This window comes from Synergistaceae bacterium (genome assembly GCA_017450125.1).
Lineage (GTDB): Bacteria > Synergistota > Synergistia > Synergistales > Aminobacteriaceae > JAFUXM01.
On the sequence record JAFSWZ010000035.1, the window covers coordinates 19,000 to 44,843 of the forward strand.

Here is a 25,844-nt window from a genome sequence, read left to right on the forward strand (position 1 = left end):
GCGAATACTGACAGAGAGTACCCAGAAGTCGGGTGCTCTCAATTTTTATGCGGAGGTGAGAGAGTGAACCAGCTGAAGATAGAGCATTTGCCGCCGTCTGAGCTGAAACCCTACGAGGGCAACCCGCGCATCCACACGGAGCAGCAGATAGCCAAGCTCAAGGCCAGCATTCAGGAATACGGAATAGTTCTGCCCGTGCTTATCGACGGGAGCAACGTAATCATAGCGGGTCATGCAGTAGTGCAGGCTTGCCAGCAGTTGGAGATTGCGGAGATACCCTGCGTCCGGGCCTCGCACCTTACGGAGGCACAGACCAAAGCCTACATTCTCGCGGATAACCGGCTTGCTGAAGATTCCTCGTGGGATAAGGCAATGCTCAAGACCGAGATGCTCAAGCTCCGGGACGATTACGGCCTCGAACTTGAACACACAGGCTTTGAGCGCAGAGAGATTCTGCGTCTGCGAATGGACATTGCGGACACGCCCAAAGACGAGGATGCAACCCCCGAAGAAGTGCAGTCTGTAGTCTCACAGTTAGGCGATCTGTGGATACTCGGAGAGCACCGCCTTATCTGCGGGAGCAGCACCGATGCAGAGACAGTGAGCCGCTTGCTTGCCGGAGAGAAGCCCCACCTTATGGTTACCGATCCGCCCTACGGAGTGAACTACGATCCAGAATGGCGCAACAACTTCAAGGCTTCGCAGTCCGAACGTACAGGGCGGGTGCTTAACGACGACAAAGACGACTGGCGCGACGCGTGGAAATTATTTCACGGAGATGTCGCGTACGTGTGGCACGCCTCGCTGCATTGCCGGGCTGTAGCTGACAGCTTAGAGGCCAGCGGCTTCATCCTGCGCAATCAAATTATCTGGGTAAAGCCGAACTTCACGCTTTCTCGCGGGGATTACCACTGGCAGCACGAACCCTGCTGGTACGCAGTACGTGAGGACAACGCAGAGTGCCCCGACATAGCGCAGTATTGCGAAGGGTACGATTCATGCCAGTACGCGGTGCGCAAGAACCAGAAGAGTCATTGGCAGGGAAGCCGCAGCGAGTCAACAGTGTGGCAGATAGGCTTCAAGGAAGACACGCAGACCACGCACGGGACGCAGAAGCCCGTCGAGTGTATGCGCCGCCCGATGCTGAACAACTCCGAGCCGAACGACATAATTTACGAGCCATTCTCCGGGAGCGGTACGACAATCATTGCCGCCGAGTCATGCCGCCGGAGATGCTATGCGGTTGAGCTGAATCCTGAGTACGTTGATATGGCAGTGAGACGCTGGCAGGAGTTCACGGGACAGCAGGCAGTGCTTGAGGGCGACGGACACACATTCGGAGAGATAGCCGAGTTGCGGAGTGAGGCCAGTGAATGACGCACGCAGTCAAGGCCTGTACCCGAAGGAGACAATCGCGAACCTGCTTAACATTTCGGAGCGCAGGATAGAACAGCTAGTGAAGCAGAAGATAATCCCGAAGGCCGGTCGCGGAGTGTTTGATCTCGGGCCGACAGTGCAGGCGTATGTGCGATACCTGCAGGGTCTAAGCAGCGGGGCACTGAAGGCGAGCGAACCGTCAGAACTAGACCGCAGACTCATGGAGGCGAAAGTCCTCGAGCGCGAGTCCAAAGCCCGGCAGGCAAAATACCGGGCTGACGCAATGGAGCAGGAAGTCCGCAAAACCAGACTGCACACAGAAATTCCCCAGAGACTAAAAGAGCGCAATTACGATACACAGCTAATTGATGAGGTTATGGCTGTGGTCAGTGAGATTCTTGGTGATAGCTCATGAAGAAGAGAGTCAACAAGACGGTACAACCTATTCGGAGTCAGTCCGACCGTGATGCGCTGGATATGTACTTCATGCACAGGAACACGCGAGACCGGGTGATGTTTGCGCTTGGAATTTACACAGGCCGCCGAATTTCCGACCTAGTGAGGCTGAATGTTCGGGATGTTGCGTATGTCGACAGGAAGGGCAGGCTGTGCATTATGGAGCGTCTGATGATTCATGAGCAGAAAACGGGGAAATTCGCAGACCCGCTTATTCACCCTAGAGTGCGTCGGATTCTGAGCAAGTATCTCCGACAACGCCGGAAACATAGCGAGTCGTTGGGGGCATTGCTGAATGAACCGCTGCTGAAATCGCGTAAGGCACGGCACGATGGCCAGCACCGAATTACGAAGCGTCATGCGTTGCGTGTACTGACGAATGCGGCGCGATCCTGCGGACTGAACTACAAAATCGGGACACACTCCCTGCGTAAGACGTTCGGGTATATCCAGCACCAGAACGGCACGAGCATAGAGCTGATACAGCGGATGCTGAACCACAGCTCGCCGGAAATCACGTTAGCGTACATCGGGATAACGCGTGATGACATGGATGAGGCAATATTGAGTATGGATTGAGGAGGAAAGATTATGAAGCTGAGTGAGGATCAGAGGCAGTCATTGATCACGAGCCTGCTGGGATTTGTGAGGCGGGTATCGTTTCACGGAGCAGATTCGCCGGAGGAAGCACTAGGCTTTCCGAACATCGTGGGCTTGTTGCTGGGGGAGTCGTGGTTGTTCGACACTGAAGGAAGTCCTGCCTTTGTGCAGGTAGAGGATGCAGAATCAGATTGCGTGCAAGAATCAGAGAATAGCGGGACGGGTCTTTCGCGTGAATGCGGATGCCGCCGATGTTTTGAGTGTACGGAGTGATGTCCGTCTTCTCCGTAAAAGGACATTCGATTTTTTGAGGGGGCTTGACAAAGAAAATGCCGATGACTGCTGAGAAAAAAGGTACTGTGAGGCATTTTTTGAGTTGCGGTCGGCCCGCCGAGCCCGGAATTTGGCTAGGCACAGAAAAATTAAGTTGGCAGGGAATTGACCGTTGCAACGACTGACTTTGTGGAATAACTCTGCCAAACGGGATTATTTCTCTGCCAGAGGAATCAAGGAGGCGAAAACATGGAACTCTGGAGCATAGTTCAGAGAGTGCTGATGATAGTTTGCGCTGTTATTGGAGGTATGTTCGCATTCGTCATAGGCTCAGGCTTGTTAATAGCGTTAGTGTGTTGGGTGTTCTTCTTGCTGGAGTATCCGCTGGAGTTAGCATTCTGGATGCTGGAGAAAATACTTCCTCCCTTTCCCCGCAGAGAAGAGCGTCCTCATAGGCGCGAACCAGAACCGCCGCCGCCACCGCCGATTTATGGAGGCTGTCATGTCGAGACGGAAGAATCAGCTCCGTGATTTCCGTGCAATCAAGGTAACAGCCAATGAAGCGGCCTCATTCCTGAAGCTCCCGGAACGTTCATTCTACCGGCTTGTCGAAACAGGAGTCATCCCGAAGGCTGGAGACGGCGAGTACATTCTCGGAGAGGTTGTCGAGGCCTACTGGCGCAACCAGTTCGACAGCGAAGGGCTGAAGGCAGCACAGACCCGCCTAGTAACCGCCCAAGCCGAACTCAAGGAAGCCGAGCTTGCGGAGAATCGCGGTGAACTTCACCGGGCCTCAGCAATCGCGAAAGTGTGGACGGATAACGTGCTGAACGCTAAGACACGCCTGCTTGCCATTCCCACGAAGGTCGGGCCGCTGCTTGAAGGCCAACCGCTACAGGTAATAGTAGCGAAGCTGAAAGAGGCAATCTACGAGGCACTGAAGGAGTTATCCGAGTATGACGGCGAAAAGATCACCCGAACGGCAGCTATTCTCCGAAATCAATAACGCATGGCTTCCCCCGCCAGACCTTACCGTCAGTGAATGGGCAGATGAGTTCAGGAGGATTCCCCCCGAAGCGTCAGCAGAGCCGGGCATATGGAGGACTTCCCGAGCAGAGTATCAGCGCGAAGTCATGAACGCCATATCCGACCCGCTCACCGAACGCGTTGTGATGATGACTGCGGCACAGGTCGGCAAGAGTGAGATTCTGCTAAACGTCGTGGGGTATTTCATCGACCAAGAACCAAGCCCGATATTGCTGATACAGCCGACGATAGAGATGGGCGAGTCATTCAGCAAGGACAGAGTTGCGCCGATGGTGAGGGACACAGCATGTTTGCGCGAGAAAGTGTTTGCGAGCAAGAGCAAGAGCAGCGGCAACACCATCAAGGAGAAGAAATTTCCGGGCGGGCAGATAACGATAGCCGGAGCAAATTCCCCCGCATCGTTGGCCTCAAGGCCGATTCGTGTGCTGTTGTGCGACGAGGTTGACCGTTACCCCGCAAGTGCAGGCACAGAAGGCGACCCGTTAAGCCTCGCGATGAAGCGTACACAGAATTTCTGGAACAGGCGCATTGTCTGGGTCAGCACACCCACATTGCTGGGAATTTCCCGTATCGAGAAGGCCTACAACGCAAGCTCGCGTGAAGTTTGGTGCGTGCCTTGTCCAACTTGCGGGGAATATCAGCCTTACTCATGGGAGCAGATCACATTCAAGGACTTGCCCGAGCCGATTATGACCTGTGCGAAATGCGGAGCGAAACACAACGAGGTAGAGTGGAAGGCCGGGCAGGAGCGCGGGAAATGGATTGCAGGCAACCCTGAAGAGACCAGAGTGCGGGGCTTTCACGTCAACGCCTTTGCGAGTGCGTGGGTAACGTGGAAGAGCCTCATCGAGCAATACGTCGAGGCATTCCGTAATGGCGAGGAAGAACTCAAAGTCTGGTGGAACACAGTGCTCGGTCTGCCGTTCGAGAACACGAGCGGAACTCTTGAGGTTGAGGCGATGGAGTCTCACCGCGAAGAGTACAAGGCCGAGCTTCCTGACGGAGTGCTGGTGCTGACGTGCGGCGTGGACACACAAGACGACCGCCTCGAGGCTGAAGTTGTCGGCTGGGGCGTAGGTCATGAGAGCTGGGGCATAGAGTATCGTGTATTCTATGGTGATCCCGGCTTGAAGGAAGTGTGGCAGGCTCTCGACGACTTCCTGAACAAGACGTGGAGTTACGCGAACGGCGACAGGTTAGGAATTGCGCGGGTCTGTATTGACAGCGCAGGGCACTTCACAGACGAGGTGTATCGATTCTGCAAGCCGCGAGTGCGCAGAGGAGTCTTCGCGATTGTCGGGAGAGGCCGTGAGGGAATGCCGAGTGTGAGCAAGCCGAGCCGGAATAACAGGCGGCATGTTGTGCTGTTCACTCTGGGAGTAACGACGATCAAGGGCACGTTGTTTTCGCGGCTGAAAGTCGATAAGCACGGAGCAGGATATTGTCATTTCCCGCTGGACGCAAAGCACAATCACAGAGGCTATGATGCCGTGTACTTCAAGGGTTTGCTGTCAGAACGAATGGTAGTGAAGCGCGTGAAGGGGCGGGACACAATAACGTGGGAGCCTCGCAGTGTGGGGATTCGCAATGAGCCGCTTGATACCCGTGTATATGCTACGGGGGCACTGGAGCTTTTGAACCCGAACTTTGAGGCACACCGGCAGCGCAGAGCGAAGAGGCTTGACACGACTCCGATGCCGAAGGTGAAGCAGGCCGTGTACATTGAGAAGGCGGAAGAGACGAAGCCCGCCGCCGTTCCCGAAGCAAGGAAACCGGTCGTGAAGTCTAGCGTGTCTGCGGGATTTTTCCGGCGTGGCCTGAGAATGTGAATGATATAATTACCGACAATTTCACGTAACAAAATTTATCCATAAGGAGAGATAGCCATGAGCGCATATTTTAGTCGTGAGCTTGTCGAGCAAGTTAATTCGCAAATGGCATCAGGGCGTGTTGCTTCGCGTGTTATCCCGCCGAAGGTCCGATCTTACGTTGAAGGCAAGACGACGCAAGAGATAGCTGATGCCTTATCATGGGCTTGGAGGAAAAATGCCGGCAGAGACAGATAATATCTCAGTGCCGCACCGTTACAGTACGGTATATAAATTGCTTGTTCACGGAGAGGACGATTTAGTCGGGCAGATTGCTTATGCCATTTACAAGCAGCAGAAAATCGAGAAAATAACGCGATTCACGACACAGAATAAACGTCCGCCTACGGATGAAGATCTTGCGTCATTCATGGAGAATGCCGAGTCAGAGAATCAGCTGCGTTTCTACAATGACCGTGCTGTGAGCATACTGAAAGACTTTCTCGAAAAGTCGCTTACCTCAGAAGTTGATGAGGTAAATTCCCAGCTCAAGGCAGAGTATGACGCTAATATCCATGAATTATTGAGGGATTTGAAGCCTAAAGACTTTATGTATGGTGTCTGGCAAGGAGTATTTGCTTCGTTCTTGTTCTTTGCTGGAGGTATTTTGCTGTTGCTTGCGACTGGAGGATGGGCACGTATCGGACAGGCTCTGATTCAGCTCGCGCAATGATATAGTTATGGTATTGCCCTGTTGCTGTCGAAAGCTCGCGTTCCTACGCAAGCGATTGAGGTAGGCAGAACTGGGGCGTTATCAGTTCTACGTAGAATGCTGCTCCCTTCGGGGAGCTTTTTTGTTGGGAGGGCAAATGCAGACAACAATCAAGGAACAGTTACACATAGCCGAGTCCCGCCTAGCCCTGTACCTGAAGGCCGAAGACGCAATTCTTCACAGCCAATCCTACGAGATGGAAGGTCTCAAGCTGACCCGCGCAAACTTGAAGGATGTGCAGAACGCAATAGCCGCCCTCAAGAACGAAATCTCAGCCCTGAAGGCGAAACTGCGAGGCCGTTCAAGGTTCAGGGTGGTGCGTCCGGGATGGTGATAACGTGAGCAGGCACAAGAAGCGATTGCGTGTCAAGAACTCCGGCTACTCACATTACGGAGCAAGCCGAACCAAGCCCAGCGTCTCAAACTGGTATTCCTACTCCAAATCCCCCGCAGAAGACATCACCGACAACCTCGAATTACTCCGAGAACGTTCCCGCGACCTCTACGCAGGAGGCGGCCCTCTAGGACGCGGAGCAATTGACCGCATCGTCCTGAACTCCGTCGGTGCAGGTCTGACTCTTAACTGCAGGATCAGCGCGGAGGCACTCGGACTCTCTGAGGAACAGGCCGAAGAGTGGGAGGAAAACACGGAGCGAGAGTTTGCGTTTTGGGCAGAAAGCAAGGACTGCGACATCACACGGAGCATGAATTTCTACGAGTTGCAGGCCTTGTGCTTCAAGTCCGTGCTACTGAACGGCGACGCTCTGGTGATGCTGCCGATGCGGACGACAAAGAATTTCCCCTACGACCTGAGAATCGCGCTAATTGAGAGAGACAGACTGCAAGACCCGCCCATGAGAACACTTGACAGTATGATTGACGGCGGCGTTGAGTTCGACCTTGACGGCAAGCCAGTAGCCTACCACATCGCGAACAAGCACCCGTTGAGTGAATTGTCAGGACTCCCGCCGCTCAAGTACGTCAGAGTCCCGGCATTCGGAGCAAGTACAGGCCGGAGAAACGTGCTGCACCTTTTGCCGCTTGAACGCATAGGCCAGCACAGAGGAGTCCCCTTTCTTGCGCCGGTCATTGAGACTCTAAAGCAGCTGGGAAGATACAGTGATGCGGAACTTATGGCAGCAGTGATCGGAGGAATCTTTGCGATTTTCTTCGAGCACGGAGTTGATGACGATGACAACTCAGACTTTGTAGGCGAGGAGTCAATGGCCAGTGATTTGGGCTTGCGTGAACGCCGTGATGAAGAGCTCAGGGTGTGGCGCGAAGGCCTGAACACAATCGGCATGGATGACATGTACGGAATGATAGCCGACCTTCCTGAACGTACCCGAGCAAAGTCTGTGTCTCCTGCCCGACCGAACACAGCTTTTGACGCGTTCGTGCTGTCCCTTGTGCGGCAAATTGGCAGTGCTCTGGGAGTTCCCGCAGAAGTGTTGTTGCTGAACTTCGAGGCTTCCTACAGTGCCTCACGCGGTGCGTTACTTGAGGCGTGGAAGCTGTTTAACTACTGGCGCACGTGGTGGGTAACGAATTTCTGTCAGCCGATTTATGAGGAATGGCTCAATGAGGCAGTGCTGAGAGGACGCGTGAAAGCTCCGGGATTTCTGGAAGACCCGATGATTCGCTATGCATATTCATGGGCGGACTGGACCGGGCCGAGTCAGGGACAGCTTGACCCCGTGAAGGAAGTGAAGGCCGCGATTTTGCGCGTGGAAAACGGCTTCAGTACCCGCCAGCGTGAGACAGCAGAGCTTACAGGCGGAGACTGGGAACTGAATCACCGTCAGCGCGTCAAGGAAGAGAAGCTGAGGCGAGAGGCAGGATTCACGTCAACACCAGGCGACGATATAAAGGAGAGTGAAGGCGAAAGTGTGGAAGGTAACAGCGAAGAGTGAGAGCAGTGCTGAGATACTGCTTTACGACGAAATCTCTGACTTCACGGATGAGGAATGGGGCGTTGTGAACGCGAAGGGTTTAATCAACAGCATTAAGGCACTCGGAGACGTGAAAGATATAACGCTGAGGATTAATAGTGTCGGCGGTGACGTGTTCGAGGCACAGGCAATGTACAGCTACCTGAAGAATCACCCCGCGAACATCACAGTGAGGGTTGACGGACTTGCGGCAAGTGCGGCGAGTGTTGTTGCTATGGCTGGCAACAAGGTAATTATGCCCGCGAACGCGCTGATGATGATTCACAACCCCGCCGGAGGAGTTTGGGGCGAAGCAGAGGACATGAGAGACACGGCGGAAATCCTCGATAAAATCCGCGACACAATCGCGAACGTGTACGTAGCGAAGACCGGCCTAGACCGCGAAAAAGTAATCTCAATGATGGATTCCGAGACGTGGATGACGGCAACCGAAGCGCACGAGCTGAAATTCTGTGATGAAGTAGCAGAAGCCGTTGAAATCACTGCAAAGGCTGTAAAAGCTGGAACAATTTTTTGCAATGGTTTCGGTTTCTCTCGCGTGGACGAATTTTTGAGCGCGAAGTTGCCGAAAAATGCCGTCAAAATCAACATTCTGCCCCAGCAGAAGGAAGAACAGAAGGAGGCAAAAACCGAAATGGATATCAAGAACGCAGCAGAACTTGAGCAGGCATACCCCGAATTTCTGGGAGAGATCAAGAACTCCGCAGACACAGCCGGGTACGCTCGCGGGGTACAGACCGAACGCGAGAGGCTCAGAGCCTTAGACAGCCTGAACGCTCCCGGACGCGAGGCAATAATTGCCCGTGCCAAATACGACGACCCGAAAGATGCCCGCGACATAGCTATTGAGATTCTGCAGGCCACAAATGCACAGACACACTTGACGGCACTTCATCAGGATGCCTCAGTAGTGAACGGAGCATTGCCGCCCGAACACACAACGCCTGAGTCAAAAGCTGATGAAGAAGCAGCGATTAAGGCGGTTGCGGATGAACTTAACAGGATGAGGGGGTTCAAGTAATGGCAGACAAGACACCAGTAACGATGCAGCTCTTCAAGGTAGTGGGGACAGTCCCGCCGCCAGACAACTTGATAGCCGGAAATGTCGGAGCTGTTTATCGGGACATCATCAAGATTTCTACAGCAGGAGAGTTCAAGCGCGGAACTCTCCTGATGGCCGGTGCAGACGGTTATGTAGCCGCGACACAGGCCGGACTTGCAACGGCAAACGGTATCTGCATTCTCTGTGATGATGTTGTTATCGGCGAGAATGAATACGCAGAGGTTGCAGGATACTTTGAGGGCGAGTTCAACGACGCGCGGGTAATCTTCCCGTTTGAGGGCGAAGAGGACGACCACGACGCAATTGTTGAGGCCGTCCGCGAACATTTGAGGAAGGCAAAAATATTCCTGAGACACCTTTACGAGAAAGGAGCAGCCCTATGAGAGACTACTACGAACCCAAACTGTTATTGGGCGTAATCGAGCAGACAATTCCCCTGCGGATGTTCTTCAAGAACAGATTCTTCAACCGTTCAGTGATGTTTCCGACGGAAGAAGTCAGCTTCGAGTTCAAGGAGAGCAAGAGAATCCTCGCACCCTTCGTGAACCCTAGAACTGGCTCTGAGGACATCGAGCGCGAGGAATACGGCGTGAAGAGGTACGGGACTCCGTTAATCTCCCCGAAGCGCACAATCACCAACGACACACTGATGCAGAAGCTCATCGGCGAGCCTACCTACAATTCCGGCCTTACCCCCGCAGACAGGGCGGCAAGAATCGCGGCGCAGGACATCCTCGACCTTCAAGACACAATCTGGAGACGTGAGGAATATATGTGTGCCCGCGTGAAACAGGATGGCAAGCTGACCATCAAGGGCAAAGGAGTGAGTCAGGAGGTAGATTACGGCTTCGAGAATATCGCGGTGCTTGATGCCTCTGACCGCTGGACTACGACGTTCGACATCATGGGGCAGCTGCAGAGCATAGCGATGGAGATGCGCAAGGACGGCGTAAATCCAGACATGCTGATTCTTGGACATGATGCGGCAAAGATGCTCCTGCAGAACGAACGCTACCTGAAACTTTTAGACAACCGGCGCGTTGAGATAGGCGAGATTAAGCCCGGCGAACTCGAAAACGGAATCGGTTATCTCGGACGCATGATAGTTCCCGGCGCAATGTTTGACCTGTACACCTATGAGGAATGGGTGCCTGATGTCAACGACCTTGACGAGAACGGCGAACCGAAGCTCAAGCCCATAATTGACCCCGAGACGGTGATAATCCAGAACTCCCGTGAGAAGAACTCAATGCTTTACGGAGCGATAAACACAGTGAACAGATCAGGCCAGCATGTTACATACATGCGCGAATATGTGCCCCGCAGATGGTTCACGGAAGACCCGCCGCAGACGTTCATCTCGATTAGTTCGCGTCCCTTGCCGATGCCTCATGACCTGAAGTCATGGTACGTGCTGAAGGGCGTAGTAACAGGTGCAGCATGATTATTCTGAGACATGGACGGTTTATTTCCGGCGCGAGAATATTTAGGGCGGGAGAAATACTGCCGGATACTCCCGGAGTACAGAGCCTTGTGGATAGGAGACTGGCTGAGGCTGTTGCGGAGGTCAAGACACAGAAAATCAGGAAGAAATCCGAGCCTGAAGCTACACAGAAAAATGTTGAAGGCGATTCATGATATTTACTCGCGAGATGAGACGTTCCTAGACTTTTTCGCGCATGACCTTGACGACAATGCTTCGTGGTTCAACAACTCCGAGTTTGCGCGCTTCCACGACATAGACGGCAAGAAGATACTCTCAATTTTCACGTCCGACAGGAGAAGCCAGCCCGTGAGTGTGAACATCAACGGCGAGAATGTCTCAGACCTTGTGCGCAGGAGCAGCGGAGTGCTGTTTTGCCGGGTGCAGGACATCTCGGGCAAATGGCAGAGCGGAACATCACTGAAACTTGACGGCAGGCTGTACACAGTTTCAGAGGCAAGCCTGATTCAGGATCAGGTATGGCGGCTGATATTGGAGGCGAATAACCGATGATACAGCTCAACATCTCGAACGCGATGCTCGAACGTGCTGTGTCAAATCTGCGTTCGGTTCAGAGCCAAATGCCTCAAGCCCTAGCCCGTGCAGTGAATCGTACAACAGACGGCCTGAGAACTGACGCGGTCAAGGAGACGCACAAGAAGTATTTTGTGAGTGCGAAGGATGTCCGTGCAAGCATATCGTTCAGGAAGGCAACAGCAGGCAGCTTGATGGGAGCGATGGTGTCGAAAGGCAAGCGTCATTCACTTGCAGACTACCAGCTCACGCCAAATCGTCCGCAGTCCGGCAGGAAAGCCGCGCTGAAGGGTGCAGTGAAGCGTGAGGGAGGGCTAAAGCCATTAGGCCCGGCGTTCCTGATAAAGCGTGCAGGAGGGAGATATTTCCCGTTCTACCGCGTAGGCTCTGGCAGCGGCAACAGGTACAAGGGTATACAGTCCCTAATTTCGCCGTCAATGCCGCAAATCATCAAGAACGAGGAGACCCTCCGCGTGATGGAGCAGGGAGCGCAGGAGCGTTTCGCCAAGCGCGTGGATCATGAGATTTCCCTTATTCTGGACGCACTGACAAGATGAGACACAGGCCTTACATGAGGGTAGCCAATGGATTATGGGCACTGGAAGGAGCAGGCATGACAGAATTAGATTTGCTTGACGCGCTGGTTGAGAGGCTGTCGGGTTTGTTCATGGGGTACGAACTCAAGGGCAAGAGCGGATTGCTGCAGGAAGTGAAGGTAATTCCGCAATATTTGCCGCAGCCATCATCAGCAGCCGTGAAGTCTGACGAGGAAGATGAAGAAATCGAGCCGCAGGGCTACACAGCAGACGACATCGAGAGCATATTTCCCTGTGTAATCGTGAGGATCGGCGAGGTAATTGACCGCGAAGAAGGCACACGCGACCAGACGCGCATCAACGTGAACTTCATTGTGGGTGTCTACGATGAGGCGAAGAACTGTCAGGGCTACCGCGACGTGTACAACATCATCGAGGTAATCCGGCAGGACTTGCTGACGATTGACAGCCGGGTGCTGAACAACAGGTACAGGCTTGAGATGCCAATGACGAGCGATCTTGCGCGTGAGCAGGAATGGCCGATCTACTTTGGGTACATAGAGACGGTATGGGAGACAGGCCGTCCGATGATGACGAGAAATTTTGGAGGGAGGTTGCCGCCTTATGGCAGAGGATGAAATTCTGCAGGAAGACACTGCAGACACAGAGCCTGAGATATACACCGGGCCGAATATTTTAGCGTTCGGGCTGACACAATTTCAGGTGTTCAGGGGAGGGTTGCCGCTGTTTGTTGCGAGGGCAATCGAGAAAATCCCCGAGATACGAGAGCTGATAGTTCCAGTGAGTGAGCTTGAAGCCATGAGACAGAAGATAGACCGGCAGGGAACAAATGAGTCCCGGCTTTATTATTCGGTGCAGGTAGACTCCGAGAAGTTCAACGCGGAGTACAGGAAGGGAAGGAGGCGCAGATAATGGCATTCAGGCATGGAGTGTACAAGTCGGAAGTCCCAACGTCATTAATCGCGCCCGTGCAGACAGAGGCAGGCTTGCCCGTAATCGTGGGTACAGCTCCGATTCATCTGGCCTCCGACGAGGAAGCATTGAGCAACGTCAACAAGCCCCAGCTCATCCACAACTACAAGGACGCTGTTGCGCTGTTCGGATTCTCGCGCGACTGGGAGAAATACACGCTGAGTGAGTTCATCTATTCACAGTTTGCGCTGTTCGCGATGAGTCCGTGCGTGCTGATTAACGTTCTTGACCCCGCGAAGCACAAGCAGACCATCAGCCCCGCGAACTTCACGATAACCGACGGCGCAGCAAATTTGGGGCAGGACGTTATCCTTGCGAACGGAGTAACTTTCGACGGCACAACCGCATACACAGCAGGGGTAGATTACTCTCTGGGCTATGACGATGAGGGCAATGCGATTCTGTCCGTCCTAAGCGGTGGGAGGTTGGCGAACGCAAGCAGTGTGAAGGTAGGTTTCACGAAGCTCAACCCTTCAGCAGTAACGTCATACGACATAATCGGCGGGATTGACGCGAGCACAGGAGACTACACCGGCTTTGAGCTGGTCAACCGTGTGTTCCCGAAGTTCAGGTTAGTGCCGGGATTATTGGGAAGCCCTAAGTGGTCGGAGAAGCCCGAAGTTGCGGCGGTAATGCGTGCGAAGGCTGAGAACATCAACGGCCTGTTCACTGCAATAAGCGTTGTTGACATTCCGAGCGACACAGCCGGAGCGGACAGATACACGGAAGCTCCCGAGTGGAAGAACCGCAACAACTACATGGGCACGCACGAGATAACCTGCTGGCCGAAGGTTAAGCTCGGTGATGACGTGTTCCACCTGTCGACACAGTTAATCGGCCTCATGAACAAGACGGACTCCAACAACGAGGACGTGCCTTACGAGTCGCCGTCGAACAAGCTCCTGCAGATGAACTCCTGCGTAGTTGCTGGCGGCAAAGAAGTCGACTTAGGCATTGAGGAGGCCAATTACCTCAACGGTCAGGGCATTGTTACAGCCCTAAACTGGATCGGAGGCTGGCGCGCGTGGGGCAACAGGACGGCGGCTTATCCCGCAAACACCGACGCTAAGGACTGCTTCATCCCCATCCGGCGAATGTTCAACTGGATAGGCAACGAATTTATCCTCACGTTTTGGCAGAAAGTCGATGCTCCGATGACACCGCGACTAATCCGCACAATCATCAACAGTTACAACGTAAGGCTGAACGGGTTATCCGCGCGGCAGTTCATCTTGGGCGGGCGCATCGAGTTCAACAGCACCGAGAACCCTACGACGGACTTGCTCAACGGCATTCTGAGATTTCACATATACATCACGCCGCCTCCGCCAGCCGAACAAATCTGGGGCATCTTCGAGTTCGACCCTGATTATTTCGACGTACTGTTTGAGGCCGTTGCGTAAGGGAGTGTGAAGGATGAGCAACATAATTCCTGAAAAGGGTATAAATTTCAGCGTCTACCTTAACGGCGAGGACTTGCTGGGAATTGCGGAGGGCACAATCCCCACGCTTGAGTCAATGACGAGCGAAGTCAAGGGCGCAGGTGTTGCAGGAGTAGTTGAGAGTCCAGTAGTGGGGCACTTCAACTCAACGAATTTCTCTCTGACATGGCGCACGGTTACTAAGGACTTCTTGAAACTCTTTGCCCATGATACGAACGACCTAGAGCTGTTCTCAGCATTGCAGTGGTACGACGCGGGACTCGGCGCGTACAAGAAGGTACAGCTTCACGTGTACATGAAGGCCATCACGAAGACCCGCACGCCCGGAAATTTGGTAGTCGGCGACCTGCAGGATACGCAGATGGAGTTCGAAGTGCCGTACATGAAGATAGAGCTTGACGGCAAAGAGTGGATCGAGCTTGACAAATACAACTACATCTACAAGGTGAACGGAGTAGATGAGCTTGCGGAAGTGCGTACGGCATTAGGCAAGAGTTAGGAGGCTGAACGATGAAGATAAAGCTGAAGAAGGCAATCAAGCACAAGGGGCAGGAAATCTACACGCTGGATATTCCCCTTGAAGACCTCACGGGCAACGACTTAATCGACGTGGAGAAACAGTTAGTGCAGTCAGGTGAAGTGCCTATTGTTACGGACTTCAACCGGGTGTACCTGATAAACATAGCGGCAAAGGCAGTACACATGCCCGTAGAAATTCTGAAGGAAGCGAGCGCAAAGGATTTCACGAGGATAACGAACGAGGTGCGAAATTTTTTGACGCTTTCGGACTCCGACGAGAACGAGGAGGAAGGAATCCCGGAGAAGCTCCCCGCAACATCCTCCGGCGAATCGCAGTCCGATTAGCGCGCGCAGACACAGGGACTCCCGTTCTAGACTGGCTGAAGATGGCACTCAATGATTTATACGAATGGGTGAACATAGTCAGTGATGAATCGGAGCGAATGAAGCGGGAAATGGACAAGAAAGGCAGGTGATTTCCTTAATGGCGAACAAGATGGTCGAGATGACCTTTGCGATCGGAGCGGCACTGACCGGCGGATTCGGTAATGCATTCGGTAAGGCCGGGCAAATGCTCGGACAGCTGCAGCAGCAGTCAGCAGAATTGCAGCAGGTATCGGGGCAGATTGACGGCTTCCAGAAGATGCAGGACGCGATCACGAAGAATCAGGGCGCGATGGTTGAGGCACAAAATCAGGCGAAAGCCCTTGAGACACAGATAGCCTCATCAGCGCAGAGGACAGCCATGTTGAAGAGCCAATACGGGGAAGCACAGGCCGAAGTGGAGAGACTGAATGCCGTTCTTGTGCGCAACAGAGACGCATACAGGGCGGCACAGCTTAACGTACAGTCCCTAGAGCGTCAGATTCGCAGCTCCAAGACTCCGACAGCCGAACTTCAGAGACAGTACGCGTCAGCACAAGCGGAAGCCCGCAGGCTGGGTGAGGCCGTCAAGAGGAGCGGTGCAGAGTTTCAGCAGGCACAAGGCAAAGCTAAACGCCTGAAATCTGAGATGCAATCGTCAGCCTCACAGACGAGGAGTCTCAAGACCGAAGCGAGGAATCTCAACGCAGAGGCTGAGAAGCTCAAGGGAGGCATAGACCGGGACACAGAGGCGTTGTCGAAGTTGCAAGCCTCGCTGTCAGGTGCGGGAGTCGACACGAGCCGTTTGGCCTCAGAGCAGGCACGATTGACGGCACAGTCGAAGAAACTTGCAGACGCACAGACACGGCTGCAGACTTCCCGAGCCGCCCTCAAGGAGACGCGTGAAAAACTCTCATGGGGCAACGTCAAGGGAGACTTGATGAAGGCCGCCGGAATAGGCCTGAGTTTGGGAGCACCAGTTATGCAGGCTGCAGAGTTTGAGCACGCCGCCGCTCGGTTGAATGCAGTAGCATTTTCTGGCGGAGGCCGTAACGCTGAGGAGGACGCAAAATCTTTCAAGCTGTTGCAGGCACAAGCCCGGCAGTTAGGGCGTGATACACAGTTTACGGCGGTACAGGCGGCACAATCTCAGGAGAATTTAGCGCGTGCAGGTTTCGCCGCCAACGAGATAATTTCTGCGATGCCCGGCTTGCTTGACATGGCGGCTGCTGAGGGAATGGATTTAGCGACGGCGGCGGACATCATGGCGAGTTCACTGCGAGGGTTCGGGCTTGAGGCAGAGGACGCGGGAAGAGTGAGCAACATTCTTGCGCAGACCAGTGCGGCGAGTAACTCAAGCATCACTGGACTTGGCGAGAGTTTGAAGTACGTTGCGCCAGTGGCAAAAGGTCTAGGAGTCTCGATTGAGGAGACGAACGCAATGCTGGGTATCATGGCGAACGCTGGCATCAAGGGCAGTCAAGGAGGTACGGCGTTGCGTGCGGCGTTTACGCGTTTGAGCAAAGAACCGAAGGCTGTCGCAAAAGCACTCGGTGAATTAGGCATCAATGCACGGGACGCACAAGGAAACATGCGCGAGATACCCGAACTGATGCAAGCCCTGAGTGAACGTATGAAGAACATGGGCAGTGCGGACAAGATGAAGTACCTGAGCAACATATTCGGCTCGGAGGCAGCGTCAGGAATGCTCGCGGTTATGGAAGCCTCCGTTGATGGAACGTTGCAGAACTTGACGCGGCTCAACCGTGAGTCCAGCGGACAGCTCCAAGCCATGAGCAAACACACAGGCCTTAGCATTGAGGAACTGCGCGCCGGAATGGAGAAGGCCGACAAATACGCGCGGCACTTGGGGATTTCGTTCGGCGACTTGACAGTGTACACGTCGATGTTAGCCCAGAGCGGCATCAAGGGAGCGCAGGCCGACCAGAAACTGACACAGGCATTCTCCCGCATGAAGGACAAGCCCCGCGAGGTACAGAAGGCGTTGAAGGCCTACGGAATAGCTCTGACTGACGATCAGGGAAAGATGCGGGACTTCAACGTAATCTTGACCGACCTGAACAACGCGATGAAGGACATGCAGCCTTCGGAGCAGTTGAAGCAGCTGACAAAGATATTCGGAGCAGAGGGAGCGCAAGCAGTTCAAGCCCTGATGAGGGGAATGAGCGACGGCCTGTACGACCAGTATTCAGAGGTAGCGAAGAGTGCGACGGGAGTCAGCAAGGAGATGGCCGATAAGGTGCTAGCGACGTTCTGGGGGCAGAAGGAGCTCGCGAAGTCAGCCATTGCCGACCTAATGATAACCATTGGGGACGTGCTTTTGCCGACGGTCGAAAACATCGTGAAGACGTTTGCGGAGTGGACGGCGAGTCTGGGTAAGCTAGCGTCCGAGCATCCTGAAGCTACGAAGCTGATAGTCGGGACAGTCGGAGCGATAGCCGCCCTTAATGTCGGAATCACAGCCTTGAAGTATGCGTGGCTGGGAATAAAGCTGCCCTTCCAGACGGCGCGTGTTGCTATGGCCTTTGTGAACGCAAGAATGCTGACGCTCGGACAGACTTCAATCTGGGTAACAGCCAAGACAAAGATAATGACGGCGGCAACCAAAGCGTGGCAGATAGTAATGAAGGCCGGGCGAGGTTTGCTGAACGTCGGAAAACTGGTGCTGTACTACGGGAAGCAGATAGCCATAGCTGCAGCAACGAAGGCATGGACAGCCGCCCAATGGTTATGGAACGCGGCCATGAACGCGAATCCCATCGGGCTGATTATAGTAGCCATAGCAGGGCTTGTAGCCGCAGGGTATTACCTGTACAAAAACTGGGATAAAGTCAAAGCATTGTGGGGTCAGAGTTGGGATTGGCTGAGTGCAAAAGCCTCATCCGTCGTAGAGTCAGTGAAGAACGTTATAGCTTCGATAAAAGGCTGGGCATCAAAGTATTTCAAGCTGGATTTCTCCGGCATGTTTGCAGGCCTCAGATCCGCAATAGGGAGCGCAATAGACACACTGACTAACCTGTTGAGCGCGGTAAAAAGCCTGTTCACGCTGGATTTCTCCGGCATGTGGAACAGCCTTGTTGCCGCAGGAGAAAGCCTCAAGGGAATTTTCAGGGGCATCGGTGAAGCTGTGATGAGCCTGTTCAACATCGACGCATCACGTATCATTGAGGGAATAAGAAACGCTTTTGGCGGCGTTACTGACTTCATCTCAGGGCTTGGTGAAATCATCGCGGGTATCTTCACGTTCGATTTCTCTAGCCTCTCTGCGGGCTTCATGAAATTCTGCGAGGGGGCAAAGAATACGCTGCTCGGACTCGGAGAGACCATCGCAGGATTGTTCAACATAGACTTTTCCGGCGTTTGGGACAGTTTCATGTCCGGCTTTGACAGTGCTTGCAGTTACATTTCCGGCAAGTTCGGAGAACTCACAAGCTGGGTAGGCAACGGATTATCGAGCGCGTGGAACTGGACGAAGGGACTATTCGGCTACGGCGATGACACCGGCACACAGGCGCAGGCACAGGAACAAGCCAAGCTCAAGACACAGGTACAGGACATCACCGTCTTAAACAAGATGAGCGAGGGATTCTCTCAGCGCGTTGCCGAGATGACCGCAGCATGGCAGCCGTTCAAGGCCTCACTAGGTGAAGGTTTCGAGCAGATATACAGCGTGATGCAGGGCATAGCCGACAGGATTCGCGGCGTAACAATCCCCGCAGTGAACGAGCTAGCCTCAGCCTTAAGCAGAATCGCGACCGAGATAGCCTCAATCGTGCAGGCCGGAGGAATTGAGGTTGAGGTCAGCACACCCACAGCTCCTACAGCGACGAGCTACCGGCAGAGTGTCGGGACATGGAGAGGCAGGAGGCGTGCGGCAGGAGGTTTCATCAACAGCCCCGAGATCGCGTTAATCGGTGAGGCCGGGCGCGAAGCGGTTATCCCTCTCGAAAACAAAGCACGGGGTATTCCCTTGTGGAAGGCCGCCGGTGAGGAAATGGGCTTGCTGTTAGGGAGCACAACCAACAACGACAACCGCACAAGCGCGATGACTTTCTCGCCGACCTACAACATCACTGTGAACGGCGGCGATCCCAGAGCGGGGCAGGAAATCCGGGAGATAATCGAGGATGTCATGATGGAGTTTCAGGACAGGATGCAGAGGACGAGTTTTGCATGAGGACATACAGGACAGAGCAAGGAGATACGTGGGACATGATAGCCCTGCGAATGTACCCTAAGATTGGGGCTGAAAAGCTGATGGATATTCTCCTCGACTACAACCCAGACCACATACACACAGTAATTTTCCCCGCGAACGTGATTCTGAATGTCCCTGACGTTGACGTGCCGGTGATTTCGACATTGCCAGCGTGGAAGAGGTGAGAGTCATGGACACACACGCGGCACGATGGGCGGAAGTCGTAATCATCTACGAGGGCGTGAACATTTCGCGAGATATTGCGCCGTACCTGCTGAACTTCACGTACACCGACAACGCCAGCGACAAGGCCGATGATATTTCCCTGACGCTTGAAGACCGCGAGCGTTTGTGGTGTAGCGACTGGTTTCCGAGCAAGGGCGACAAGATTCGCGCGAGCATAGTTATCCACGATTGGGAGGCAGCGAATCAGACACAATCCCTGCCGTGCGGGACGTTTGAGGTTGACCAGATAGAGTGTTCCGGGCCGCCGAATCAGGTAACGATTAAGGCAGTATCAACGCTGGTAAGTAAGCCGATGCGTCAGGAGAAGCACACCAAAGCGTGGGAGAACGTGAAGCTCTCGACGATAGCCGGAGACATGGCAGGTAAGAACGGCCTGCGGTTATTCTGGGACAGCTCGGAAGACCCGTTCTTTGAGCGTCGCGATCAGGTGGAGACTTCGGACTTGGAATTTTTCTCGGGGCTTGCGCGTGATTATGGTATTGCCGTCAAGGTAACGGACACACAATTAGTCTGCTACCTTGAGGAAGAGTACGAGGAACATGCGCCAGTAGGTGAGCTTTCGTTCGGGGATAAGAAGCTGATTAGCTGGAGCTTTTCGAGCAAGGCAGCAGGCACATACAAGGCCGCAAAATTGCAGTATCACGACCCAGTGAAGGATGAGACGTTCGAGGTTGAGGAAGCCGGAGACGCAGAGGGCACAGGCCGTACTCTGGAGATAAACCAGAAGGCTGACAATCTCGGGGACGCACAGAAAATAGCGAAGGAGAAATTACGCAAGGCTAACAAGAGGGAGATCACGGGCAGTGTTACCTTGATGGGAGACCTGCGGTTTGTCGGGAGCAGCAACGTAACGATTTCGGGTTTCGGGGCGTTCGATGGCAAGTACGTGATAGAGAAGGCAACGCACAGTGTGAGCGGTTCATACACGACGAAACTTGACCTGAGCATGGGCAAGGAGTCGAAGCAGAAGGCGGCTACGAAGAAAGCGAAGCCCGGCCGCAGGAAGTCGACGGCGAGTACGGACACAGTACGCGAAGTATATTTTGAAGAGAGGGCGGTGCTGATACCACCAGATGGCGGATAACTATGATGAATCATGTGCGCACGGGCGGTTCGGGAAAGTCTCAGCATATGACCCAGAGCGGCACATGGCGCGGATACAGTTCCCGGACAAGGATAATCTTGTGTCTGCGTGGCTGCCTGTGGCAATACCGAACTCCCTGCAGAACAAGGACGAGAGACACCTGGACATCGGGGAGCATGTTTACTGCAACATGATGGGCAACGGCTTAGAAGTTGGTGTAGTGCTTTGCTCAATCTACGACGACAAGAACAAGCCGATAGTTCACGAGCAGGACATCAGGGTAATAACCTTTGCGGACGGCACGCAGATTTCCTACGACAGGGGAAAGCACCTGCTGAAGGTTGAGTGTGTCGGGGACATCGAGATTCACGCGAAGGGACACATACACATCTTTGCGGACGGTAACATGAAGCATCAGGCGGCGCGTATCGACCTGAATTGAGGAGGAATTATTCTTGCCGATTCTGCGAGTATTCCCTCGCCGAACGAAAGCGACACCCTTAGACGACTACGTAACCTTTGACCCTCCTGGCCTATTCATACCCGACGACATAACAGAAATTCACGTATCAGTGGCCTTCACATGGGACTGTGAAGCTAGGCGGCCCAGCATTCAACCAGTCAGGCGGGGAGTTCACGCCCGGCCTGTACTTGAAGGAAGGGTACGTAATAACGTCGCGAGGTTGTCCGAACAAGTGCTGGTTCTGCGCAGTGCATAAACGCGAGCCGAACGGACTTCACGAACTGGAGATAAAGGACGGCTACAACGTAGTGGACGATAACTTTCTAGCTTGCAGTGAGGAACACATAAGGGCAGTGTTCGCGATGCTGAAGCGACAGCCGCACAAGGCAAAGTTCACGGGCGGGCTGGAGGCAAAAATTCTGAAGTCGTGGCACTGTGAACTGCTTGCGGACTTGAAGCCGGAGCGAATGTATTTTGCGTACGACACGCCGGATGACTACGAGCCGTTAGTCCAAGCGTCAAGGCTGCTGAAGGAGTACGGGCTGTTAACGTCTCGGAAGTGCGGGGTGTACTGCTTGTGCGGTTATCCGTCAGACACGTTCGAGAAAGCAGAGGCGCGGTTTATGCAGGTTGTGAAGCTGGGAATGTGTCCATACGCGATGCTATGGCGGGATAAAGACGGAGAGACATCAAGGGAGTGGAGGAAGTTCCAGCGTTCATGGCTAGCCCCGCAAATACTGTACACGAAGCTAAAACAGGAATTAAATGAAAGGAGATAAATAATGCCAGCGGTAACCAGAAAAGGAGACATGTGCACGGGGCACGCAGATTTCCCGCCACGCAACAGCACCAGCGGAAGCCCTAACGTTTTTGTGAACGGAATACCCGCGCACCGTGAAGGCGACTCATGGGCTGTACATTGCAACTCTCAGCCTGTGTGTCATGGCGGAGTCCTAGCGTCAGGAAGCGGGACAGTGTACGCAAACGGCAGACAGCTCGGACGTATCGGCGACCCTGTATCTTGCGGGTCAAGCGTCGCCACAGGGAGCGGGAATGTTTATGCAGGAGACTAACACGTCATGATAGGTTCACTCGGTGAAGTAGTCTTTGAGGTCTCAACGGAGAGAGTCCGAACCTTCAGGGACTTCCAGATACAGCGGAGCGCGAAATATTCAGAACACGCAATTCACGGCAGGAAGGGGCTGTTAGAGTTCACAGGCCTTGCCCCCGCATCAATGAGCCTCAGCATTAGATTAGACGCTGGACTCGGCGTAAACCCTAAAGAGGAGCTGAACACATTACATGACATTCTGAACAATCATCAGGCAGTGCCCTTCATCCTTGACGGAGAGCCGCAGGGAGACGGGCTGTGGGTGTTAGAGGGATTAGATGAGAACCATGAAATTATTGATAATCACGGGACTTCCATTGCTGTGGAGGTCTCACTAAAGCTGAAAGAATATATCGAGGTGGAGGCTAATGGAAGTTGAGGTGCTTACGTCGCAGGAAGAGATAAATTTTGCGCCCGCGAATATCGTTGAAGAGGTAGCGCAGAACGTCAGGACAATCTGCACCACGCCGAAGTACAGCGTTCCTCTGGACAGGTTATTCGGGGTTGACGCTACAGTGATAGACCGCCCGACTCCGAAGGCCATTGCTCTGATGCAAGTCGAACTTATACAGGCAATCCGCAAGTACGAGCCTCGATGCAGGGTTAAGAAGGTGAGCTTTGACGGAGACACAGACGGGAAGCTCACAGCGAGAGTGAGGATTGAGATTCTTGAAGAGTGATTTATTTCCGGGACTGGCTGACATAGTTTTTGCAGAGAAGTCCGCTGAAGAAATCGAGAGCGAAATCATCACCCTCTACGAACAGATCACCGAGCGCACACTTGCACGCGGAGACCCTGTGCGGTTATTCCTTGAGACTATCACGCTGATAATCATTCATCAGCGAAGCCTCATCGATTACGCAGCAAAGCAGAACCTCTTAGCCTACGCAGAGGGTGATTACCTTGACCATTTGGGTGCGTTGCTGGAAGTTACGCGGCTTGAAGCCTCACACGCAATGACGACGCTGAAGTTCACGCTGTCGGAAGCCCAGCCCTCAGCCGTAATCATTCCTGCGGGAACGCGGGTATCGCCCGGCGGAGGCAATCTGCTTTTCGCGACAACGGAGGCCGCAGAGCTTCCAGCCGGAGACACAGAGACACTAATCACCGCGCAATGCACAACAGCGGGCAGTGCTGGGAATGGTTTTGTTGCGGGACAGCTCCGAAAGCTGGTTGACCCTTTCCCGTTCGAGATGTCCGTAACGAACACGACGACAACCTACGGAGGCAGTGATACTGAGAATGACGAGAATTTTCGCGAAAGGATACAGATTGCGCCTGAGAGCTTTTCAGTTGCCGGGCCTCGCGGGGCTTATGAATATTATGCGAGGTCTGCTCATCAGGATATTATTGATGTTGCAGTTGTCGGGCCGCCCGAAATTCCTCCGGGATACGTGAAGATTTACCCCCTCATGAAAGGCGGCGAGCTTCCCTCAAACGAGGTGCTTGATGCTGTGCTTGCGATCTGCAACGCGGATAACGTGAGGCCGCTGACTGACTGCGTAAGTGCGCACAAACCTGACGTTGTGAGTTACGCCCTGAACGTGAAATACTACATTGACCGCGCGAGGGCGACACAGTCAACGGAACTTCAGGCCGCAGTGAGCGAGGCAGTCAGCAACTGGGTAACATGGCAGCGTTCGAAGTTAGGACGCGACCTCAACCCCTCAGAACTGAATCACAGGATGATAGCCGCCGGAGCAAAGCGCACAGAGATAACCTCGCCGTCATTCCGGGTGCTCAAGGCCTCAGAGCTTGCGATACCCTCAACGATAACGCTGACGTTCGGGGGCTTGGAGGATGGCTAAACAGCTTGAAGTAATCTCGCTGCAGGACATAATACCTGCCTCAATCGCAGAAGATAAGAATATACGGGCAATACGTCGGGCAATAGACCCGCAGTTGCAGGAAGTCTCCCAGAGTATTCGGGAGGCTTTTATTGTGTCGCGAATTAACGAGCTGCTGGAGAATGTTATCGACCTGCTTGCGTGGCAATGGCACGTCGACTTTTACGAGCCGGAACTACCCATTGAGACGAAGCGGGCACTAGTGCTTGACTCCATCAGTTGGCACAGGAAGAAGGGCACTAAGGCCGCCATCATCAGCGCACTGCGGAAGCTGAACTTTGAGCCGACGATAAAGGAATGGTTCGAGCCTGAACTGCAGACCGAGCCGCACACATTCAGCGTCAGAGGGTACTACAAGGATGATCACGTCAACGTTGACTTTCTCGGAGAAGACACAGAAGGAATCCTCACGCGGATAATCGAGCTGACCAAGCCCGCAAGGTCTCACATGATAAAGCTGACCGTCGCTCCGATTCCTATCGACATGACGAAGCACATCTGCCGCTGGGATTTCTGCAACTGGGAGCACGTCGAGTTCAAGCGTTACGACTGGGGCTTGCTGATTCCAGATAACCCGTTCTTTGAGGACGAAGCACCGATGCACAGCCTCATTGAGCGCGGAATACTGACACTAAGCGACGTGCAGTACTGGGACGCTGGAAGGTGGGGATATTCGCCCTACAGGCTGCAGATTGTGAGCCGTGCATTCGAGACGGGAATATTCGCCGAGCTTGAGGACGACATCGGAACGTGGATGACTCCCTCAGTGTGGAACGGCTTTTCTTGGGACGAGGCGCACAAATTCTACCGGCCTGTGGGCGCAATGTCTCTGCGTACTTTTCCCGCAGACTTTGCCCTCGAGGACTCTGCGGCAATTCTCGGAGCAATTCCCTTCATCGGCATCATCTACGACTCGCGTCCCTACTGGGACATGCATTCATGGGAGGAACACAGCACATGGGCAGAAGAGGTAGAGCAGGAGGACATAGGCTCAGCGGTGAAGAGAGATTTTCCGGCTTCGTTGAAGTGGGGAAGTTACCCGCCCTCTCCGAGATGGAGCAGCCACAAAACGTGGGAAGGCAGCGACACATGGGAGAACACAACCGAGCAGGCCGGGACGTGGGAGGTTGGCACATGGGAATATCAGGAGGTCGTATAAATGGCAGTCTTAACATACTTAGCGCGTACAGCATGGGCAAAATATTTACTCTCGCGCCCGCTGTTTCTCGCAATAGGCAACGGAGAAGCAAGCTGGGACACTACGCCCAAAGAAGTGGATTACGAGGCAACAGCCCTAACGCACGAGATAGGCCGCAAGAAAATCACGCGGTCATATTTTGTGAATGAGGACGATGACGGCGAAATAGATATGCCCGGAGGCAGAAGATACTCATACTCAGAGACACCGACGCGGCACATATACCTTAGCTGCATGTTCAACTACGGCGAGGGAGTCGCAGAACCGATCCGCGAGGTCGGAGTGTTCATTGATACACAGGTGAAGTCGGGGCTTCCGGCAACACAGAGCTATTTCGTGCCGGGAGAGATACAGACTCCGGGCACATTGATATTGCTTGAGCATTTAGAGACAGCAGACATCTTTACCCCTAAGAGAAAGGGATATTACGGAACAATATTGACGATATGAGGAGGTG

At 53.8% G+C, this 25,844-nt stretch carries 31 protein-coding genes; all 31 read left to right on the plus strand.

Features of this window, described 5'->3' with window-relative positions; all coding sequences use genetic code 11:
* The first annotated feature begins 63 nt into the window (after nucleotides 1-63).
* Nucleotides 64-1,377, plus strand: a complete 1,314-nt coding sequence (locus IJT02_08180; protein ID MBQ7544905.1) for a site-specific DNA-methyltransferase — start codon at nucleotides 64-66, stop codon at nucleotides 1,375-1,377.
* On the plus strand, nucleotides 1,370-1,792 hold the full coding sequence (locus tag IJT02_08185) for a hypothetical protein (GenBank protein MBQ7544906.1): 423 nt from the start codon (nucleotides 1,370-1,372) through the stop codon (nucleotides 1,790-1,792). The genes IJT02_08180 and IJT02_08185 overlap by 8 nt, the downstream gene beginning before the upstream one ends.
* On the plus strand, nucleotides 1,789-2,412 hold the full coding sequence (locus IJT02_08190) for a tyrosine-type recombinase/integrase (GenBank protein MBQ7544907.1): 624 nt from the start codon (nucleotides 1,789-1,791) through the stop codon (nucleotides 2,410-2,412). The genes IJT02_08185 and IJT02_08190 overlap by 4 nt, the downstream gene beginning before the upstream one ends.
* Nucleotides 2,413-2,424: 12 nt before the next feature.
* Complete coding sequence (locus tag IJT02_08195) at nucleotides 2,425-2,706, plus strand: hypothetical protein (protein MBQ7544908.1); 282 nt, start codon at nucleotides 2,425-2,427, stop codon at nucleotides 2,704-2,706.
* Between the two features lie 249 nt (nucleotides 2,707-2,955).
* Nucleotides 2,956-3,237 (plus strand): hypothetical protein, encoded by a 282-nt coding sequence (locus IJT02_08200; protein MBQ7544909.1) that lies wholly within the window; start codon nucleotides 2,956-2,958, stop codon nucleotides 3,235-3,237.
* Nucleotides 3,209-3,712 (plus strand): helix-turn-helix domain-containing protein, encoded by a 504-nt coding sequence (locus IJT02_08205; GenBank protein MBQ7544910.1) that lies wholly within the window; start codon nucleotides 3,209-3,211, stop codon nucleotides 3,710-3,712. Before IJT02_08200 ends, IJT02_08205 begins: the two co-directional genes overlap by 29 nt.
* On the plus strand, nucleotides 3,663-5,582 hold the full coding sequence (locus tag IJT02_08210) for a phage terminase large subunit family protein (GenBank protein ID MBQ7544911.1): 1,920 nt from the start codon (nucleotides 3,663-3,665) through the stop codon (nucleotides 5,580-5,582). The genes IJT02_08205 and IJT02_08210 overlap by 50 nt, the downstream gene beginning before the upstream one ends.
* Before the next feature lie 217 nt (nucleotides 5,583-5,799).
* Nucleotides 5,800-6,294: a hypothetical protein gene (locus IJT02_08215; protein ID MBQ7544912.1), complete on the plus strand. Its 495-nt coding sequence runs from the start codon at nucleotides 5,800-5,802 to the stop codon at nucleotides 6,292-6,294.
* A 136-nt stretch (nucleotides 6,295-6,430) separates the two neighbouring features.
* Nucleotides 6,431-6,667: a hypothetical protein gene (locus tag IJT02_08220; GenBank protein ID MBQ7544913.1), complete on the plus strand. Its 237-nt coding sequence runs from the start codon at nucleotides 6,431-6,433 to the stop codon at nucleotides 6,665-6,667.
* Nucleotides 6,668-6,692: 25 nt separating this feature from the next.
* Nucleotides 6,693-8,246 carry a phage portal protein gene (locus IJT02_08225; GenBank protein ID MBQ7544914.1) on the plus strand — a complete coding sequence of 518 codons (1,554 nt, stop codon included), beginning with the start codon at nucleotides 6,693-6,695 and terminating at the stop codon, nucleotides 8,244-8,246.
* Nucleotides 8,221-9,306, plus strand: coding sequence for a Clp protease ClpP (locus IJT02_08230; GenBank protein ID MBQ7544915.1), 1,086 nt, complete (start codon nucleotides 8,221-8,223; stop codon nucleotides 9,304-9,306). Before IJT02_08225 ends, IJT02_08230 begins: the two co-directional genes overlap by 26 nt.
* Nucleotides 9,306-9,731, plus strand: coding sequence for a hypothetical protein (locus IJT02_08235; GenBank protein ID MBQ7544916.1), 426 nt, complete (start codon nucleotides 9,306-9,308; stop codon nucleotides 9,729-9,731). Before IJT02_08230 ends, IJT02_08235 begins: the two co-directional genes overlap by 1 nt.
* Nucleotides 9,728-10,792 carry a major capsid protein gene (locus tag IJT02_08240; protein MBQ7544917.1) on the plus strand — a complete coding sequence of 355 codons (1,065 nt, stop codon included), beginning with the start codon at nucleotides 9,728-9,730 and terminating at the stop codon, nucleotides 10,790-10,792. Before IJT02_08235 ends, IJT02_08240 begins: the two co-directional genes overlap by 4 nt.
* A gap of 12 nt (nucleotides 10,793-10,804) precedes the next feature.
* Nucleotides 10,805-11,344, plus strand: coding sequence for a hypothetical protein (locus IJT02_08245; GenBank protein ID MBQ7544918.1), 540 nt, complete (start codon nucleotides 10,805-10,807; stop codon nucleotides 11,342-11,344).
* Nucleotides 11,341-11,922 carry a phage tail protein gene (locus tag IJT02_08250; GenBank protein ID MBQ7544919.1) on the plus strand — a complete coding sequence of 194 codons (582 nt, stop codon included), beginning with the start codon at nucleotides 11,341-11,343 and terminating at the stop codon, nucleotides 11,920-11,922. The genes IJT02_08245 and IJT02_08250 overlap by 4 nt, the downstream gene beginning before the upstream one ends.
* Before the next feature lie 56 nt (nucleotides 11,923-11,978).
* Nucleotides 11,979-12,539, plus strand: a complete 561-nt coding sequence (locus IJT02_08255) for a hypothetical protein (GenBank protein MBQ7544920.1) — start codon at nucleotides 11,979-11,981, stop codon at nucleotides 12,537-12,539.
* Nucleotides 12,526-12,834 carry a hypothetical protein gene (locus tag IJT02_08260; GenBank protein MBQ7544921.1) on the plus strand — a complete coding sequence of 103 codons (309 nt, stop codon included), beginning with the start codon at nucleotides 12,526-12,528 and terminating at the stop codon, nucleotides 12,832-12,834. The genes IJT02_08255 and IJT02_08260 overlap by 14 nt, the downstream gene beginning before the upstream one ends.
* A complete protein-coding gene (locus tag IJT02_08265) occupies nucleotides 12,834-14,297 on the plus strand; it encodes a phage tail sheath family protein (GenBank protein MBQ7544922.1) in 1,464 nt (487 codons plus the stop codon). The genes IJT02_08260 and IJT02_08265 overlap by 1 nt, the downstream gene beginning before the upstream one ends.
* Nucleotides 14,298-14,310: 13 nt before the next feature.
* Nucleotides 14,311-14,835, plus strand: coding sequence for a phage major tail tube protein (locus IJT02_08270; GenBank protein ID MBQ7544923.1), 525 nt, complete (start codon nucleotides 14,311-14,313; stop codon nucleotides 14,833-14,835).
* Between the two features lie 11 nt (nucleotides 14,836-14,846).
* Nucleotides 14,847-15,200: a phage tail assembly protein gene (locus IJT02_08275; protein MBQ7544924.1), complete on the plus strand. Its 354-nt coding sequence runs from the start codon at nucleotides 14,847-14,849 to the stop codon at nucleotides 15,198-15,200.
* A 139-nt stretch (nucleotides 15,201-15,339) separates the two neighbouring features.
* Nucleotides 15,340-19,416 (plus strand): phage tail tape measure protein, encoded by a 4,077-nt coding sequence (locus tag IJT02_08280; GenBank protein ID MBQ7544925.1) that lies wholly within the window; start codon nucleotides 15,340-15,342, stop codon nucleotides 19,414-19,416.
* A complete protein-coding gene (locus IJT02_08285; GenBank protein MBQ7544926.1) occupies nucleotides 19,413-19,622 on the plus strand; it encodes a tail protein X in 210 nt (69 codons plus the stop codon). Before IJT02_08280 ends, IJT02_08285 begins: the two co-directional genes overlap by 4 nt.
* A gap of 5 nt (nucleotides 19,623-19,627) precedes the next feature.
* Nucleotides 19,628-20,767 (plus strand): hypothetical protein, encoded by a 1,140-nt coding sequence (locus IJT02_08290; GenBank protein MBQ7544927.1) that lies wholly within the window; start codon nucleotides 19,628-19,630, stop codon nucleotides 20,765-20,767.
* Nucleotides 20,757-21,209, plus strand: coding sequence for a phage baseplate assembly protein V (locus tag IJT02_08295; protein MBQ7544928.1), 453 nt, complete (start codon nucleotides 20,757-20,759; stop codon nucleotides 21,207-21,209). The genes IJT02_08290 and IJT02_08295 overlap by 11 nt, the downstream gene beginning before the upstream one ends.
* Nucleotides 21,210-21,358: 149 nt before the next feature.
* Nucleotides 21,359-22,009, plus strand: a complete 651-nt coding sequence (locus IJT02_08300; GenBank protein ID MBQ7544929.1) for a hypothetical protein — start codon at nucleotides 21,359-21,361, stop codon at nucleotides 22,007-22,009.
* A gap of 3 nt (nucleotides 22,010-22,012) precedes the next feature.
* Nucleotides 22,013-22,303, plus strand: coding sequence for a PAAR domain-containing protein (locus IJT02_08305; GenBank protein MBQ7544930.1), 291 nt, complete (start codon nucleotides 22,013-22,015; stop codon nucleotides 22,301-22,303).
* 6 nt (nucleotides 22,304-22,309) lie between these two features.
* Complete coding sequence (locus IJT02_08310) at nucleotides 22,310-22,720, plus strand: phage tail protein (GenBank protein ID MBQ7544931.1); 411 nt, start codon at nucleotides 22,310-22,312, stop codon at nucleotides 22,718-22,720.
* Nucleotides 22,710-23,021, plus strand: coding sequence for a GPW/gp25 family protein (locus IJT02_08315; GenBank protein MBQ7544932.1), 312 nt, complete (start codon nucleotides 22,710-22,712; stop codon nucleotides 23,019-23,021). Before IJT02_08310 ends, IJT02_08315 begins: the two co-directional genes overlap by 11 nt.
* Before the next feature lie 13 nt (nucleotides 23,022-23,034).
* The gene (locus tag IJT02_08320; protein MBQ7544933.1) at nucleotides 23,035-24,150 is read left to right on the plus strand and encodes a baseplate J/gp47 family protein; all 1,116 of its coding nucleotides are present in this window, start codon (nucleotides 23,035-23,037) and stop codon (nucleotides 24,148-24,150) included.
* Nucleotides 24,143-25,348 carry a phage tail protein I gene (locus tag IJT02_08325; protein MBQ7544934.1) on the plus strand — a complete coding sequence of 402 codons (1,206 nt, stop codon included), beginning with the start codon at nucleotides 24,143-24,145 and terminating at the stop codon, nucleotides 25,346-25,348. The genes IJT02_08320 and IJT02_08325 overlap by 8 nt, the downstream gene beginning before the upstream one ends.
* Nucleotides 25,349-25,837 (plus strand): hypothetical protein, encoded by a 489-nt coding sequence (locus tag IJT02_08330; protein MBQ7544935.1) that lies wholly within the window; start codon nucleotides 25,349-25,351, stop codon nucleotides 25,835-25,837.
* Nucleotides 25,838-25,844: the final 7 nt, after the last annotated feature.

What these genes read in the sequence shown, in the direction of transcription:
- IJT02_08190 (MBQ7544907.1), top strand. Translation starts at nt 1,789, where the DNA reads ATGAAGAAGAGAGTCAACAAGACGGTACAACCTATTCGGAGTCAGTCC.
- IJT02_08195 (MBQ7544908.1), top strand. Translation starts at nt 2,425, where the DNA reads ATGAAGCTGAGTGAGGATCAGAGGCAGTCATTGATCACGAGCCTGCTG.
- IJT02_08200 (MBQ7544909.1), top strand. Translation starts at nt 2,956, where the DNA reads ATGGAACTCTGGAGCATAGTTCAGAGAGTGCTGATGATAGTTTGCGCT.
- IJT02_08205 (MBQ7544910.1), top strand. Translation starts at nt 3,209, where the DNA reads ATGTCGAGACGGAAGAATCAGCTCCGTGATTTCCGTGCAATCAAGGTA.
- IJT02_08210 (MBQ7544911.1), top strand. Translation starts at nt 3,663, where the DNA reads ATGACGGCGAAAAGATCACCCGAACGGCAGCTATTCTCCGAAATCAAT.
- IJT02_08215 (MBQ7544912.1), top strand. Translation starts at nt 5,800, where the DNA reads ATGCCGGCAGAGACAGATAATATCTCAGTGCCGCACCGTTACAGTACG.
- IJT02_08220 (MBQ7544913.1), top strand. Translation starts at nt 6,431, where the DNA reads ATGCAGACAACAATCAAGGAACAGTTACACATAGCCGAGTCCCGCCTA.
- IJT02_08235 (MBQ7544916.1), top strand. Translation starts at nt 9,306, where the DNA reads ATGGCAGACAAGACACCAGTAACGATGCAGCTCTTCAAGGTAGTGGGG.
- IJT02_08240 (MBQ7544917.1), top strand. Translation starts at nt 9,728, where the DNA reads ATGAGAGACTACTACGAACCCAAACTGTTATTGGGCGTAATCGAGCAG.
- IJT02_08245 (MBQ7544918.1), top strand. Translation starts at nt 10,805, where the DNA reads ATGGACGGTTTATTTCCGGCGCGAGAATATTTAGGGCGGGAGAAATAC.
- IJT02_08250 (MBQ7544919.1), top strand. Translation starts at nt 11,341, where the DNA reads ATGATACAGCTCAACATCTCGAACGCGATGCTCGAACGTGCTGTGTCA.
- IJT02_08255 (MBQ7544920.1), top strand. Translation starts at nt 11,979, where the DNA reads ATGACAGAATTAGATTTGCTTGACGCGCTGGTTGAGAGGCTGTCGGGT.
- IJT02_08260 (MBQ7544921.1), top strand. Translation starts at nt 12,526, where the DNA reads ATGGCAGAGGATGAAATTCTGCAGGAAGACACTGCAGACACAGAGCCT.
- IJT02_08265 (MBQ7544922.1), top strand. Translation starts at nt 12,834, where the DNA reads ATGGCATTCAGGCATGGAGTGTACAAGTCGGAAGTCCCAACGTCATTA.
- IJT02_08270 (MBQ7544923.1), top strand. Translation starts at nt 14,311, where the DNA reads ATGAGCAACATAATTCCTGAAAAGGGTATAAATTTCAGCGTCTACCTT.
- IJT02_08275 (MBQ7544924.1), top strand. Translation starts at nt 14,847, where the DNA reads ATGAAGATAAAGCTGAAGAAGGCAATCAAGCACAAGGGGCAGGAAATC.
- IJT02_08280 (MBQ7544925.1), top strand. Translation starts at nt 15,340, where the DNA reads ATGGCGAACAAGATGGTCGAGATGACCTTTGCGATCGGAGCGGCACTG.
- IJT02_08285 (MBQ7544926.1), top strand. Translation starts at nt 19,413, where the DNA reads ATGAGGACATACAGGACAGAGCAAGGAGATACGTGGGACATGATAGCC.
- IJT02_08290 (MBQ7544927.1), top strand. Translation starts at nt 19,628, where the DNA reads ATGGACACACACGCGGCACGATGGGCGGAAGTCGTAATCATCTACGAG.
- IJT02_08295 (MBQ7544928.1), top strand. Translation starts at nt 20,757, where the DNA reads ATGGCGGATAACTATGATGAATCATGTGCGCACGGGCGGTTCGGGAAA.
- IJT02_08305 (MBQ7544930.1), top strand. Translation starts at nt 22,013, where the DNA reads ATGCCAGCGGTAACCAGAAAAGGAGACATGTGCACGGGGCACGCAGAT.
- IJT02_08310 (MBQ7544931.1), top strand. Translation starts at nt 22,310, where the DNA reads ATGATAGGTTCACTCGGTGAAGTAGTCTTTGAGGTCTCAACGGAGAGA.
- IJT02_08315 (MBQ7544932.1), top strand. Translation starts at nt 22,710, where the DNA reads ATGGAAGTTGAGGTGCTTACGTCGCAGGAAGAGATAAATTTTGCGCCC.
- IJT02_08325 (MBQ7544934.1), top strand. Translation starts at nt 24,143, where the DNA reads ATGGCTAAACAGCTTGAAGTAATCTCGCTGCAGGACATAATACCTGCC.
- IJT02_08330 (MBQ7544935.1), top strand. Translation starts at nt 25,349, where the DNA reads ATGGCAGTCTTAACATACTTAGCGCGTACAGCATGGGCAAAATATTTA.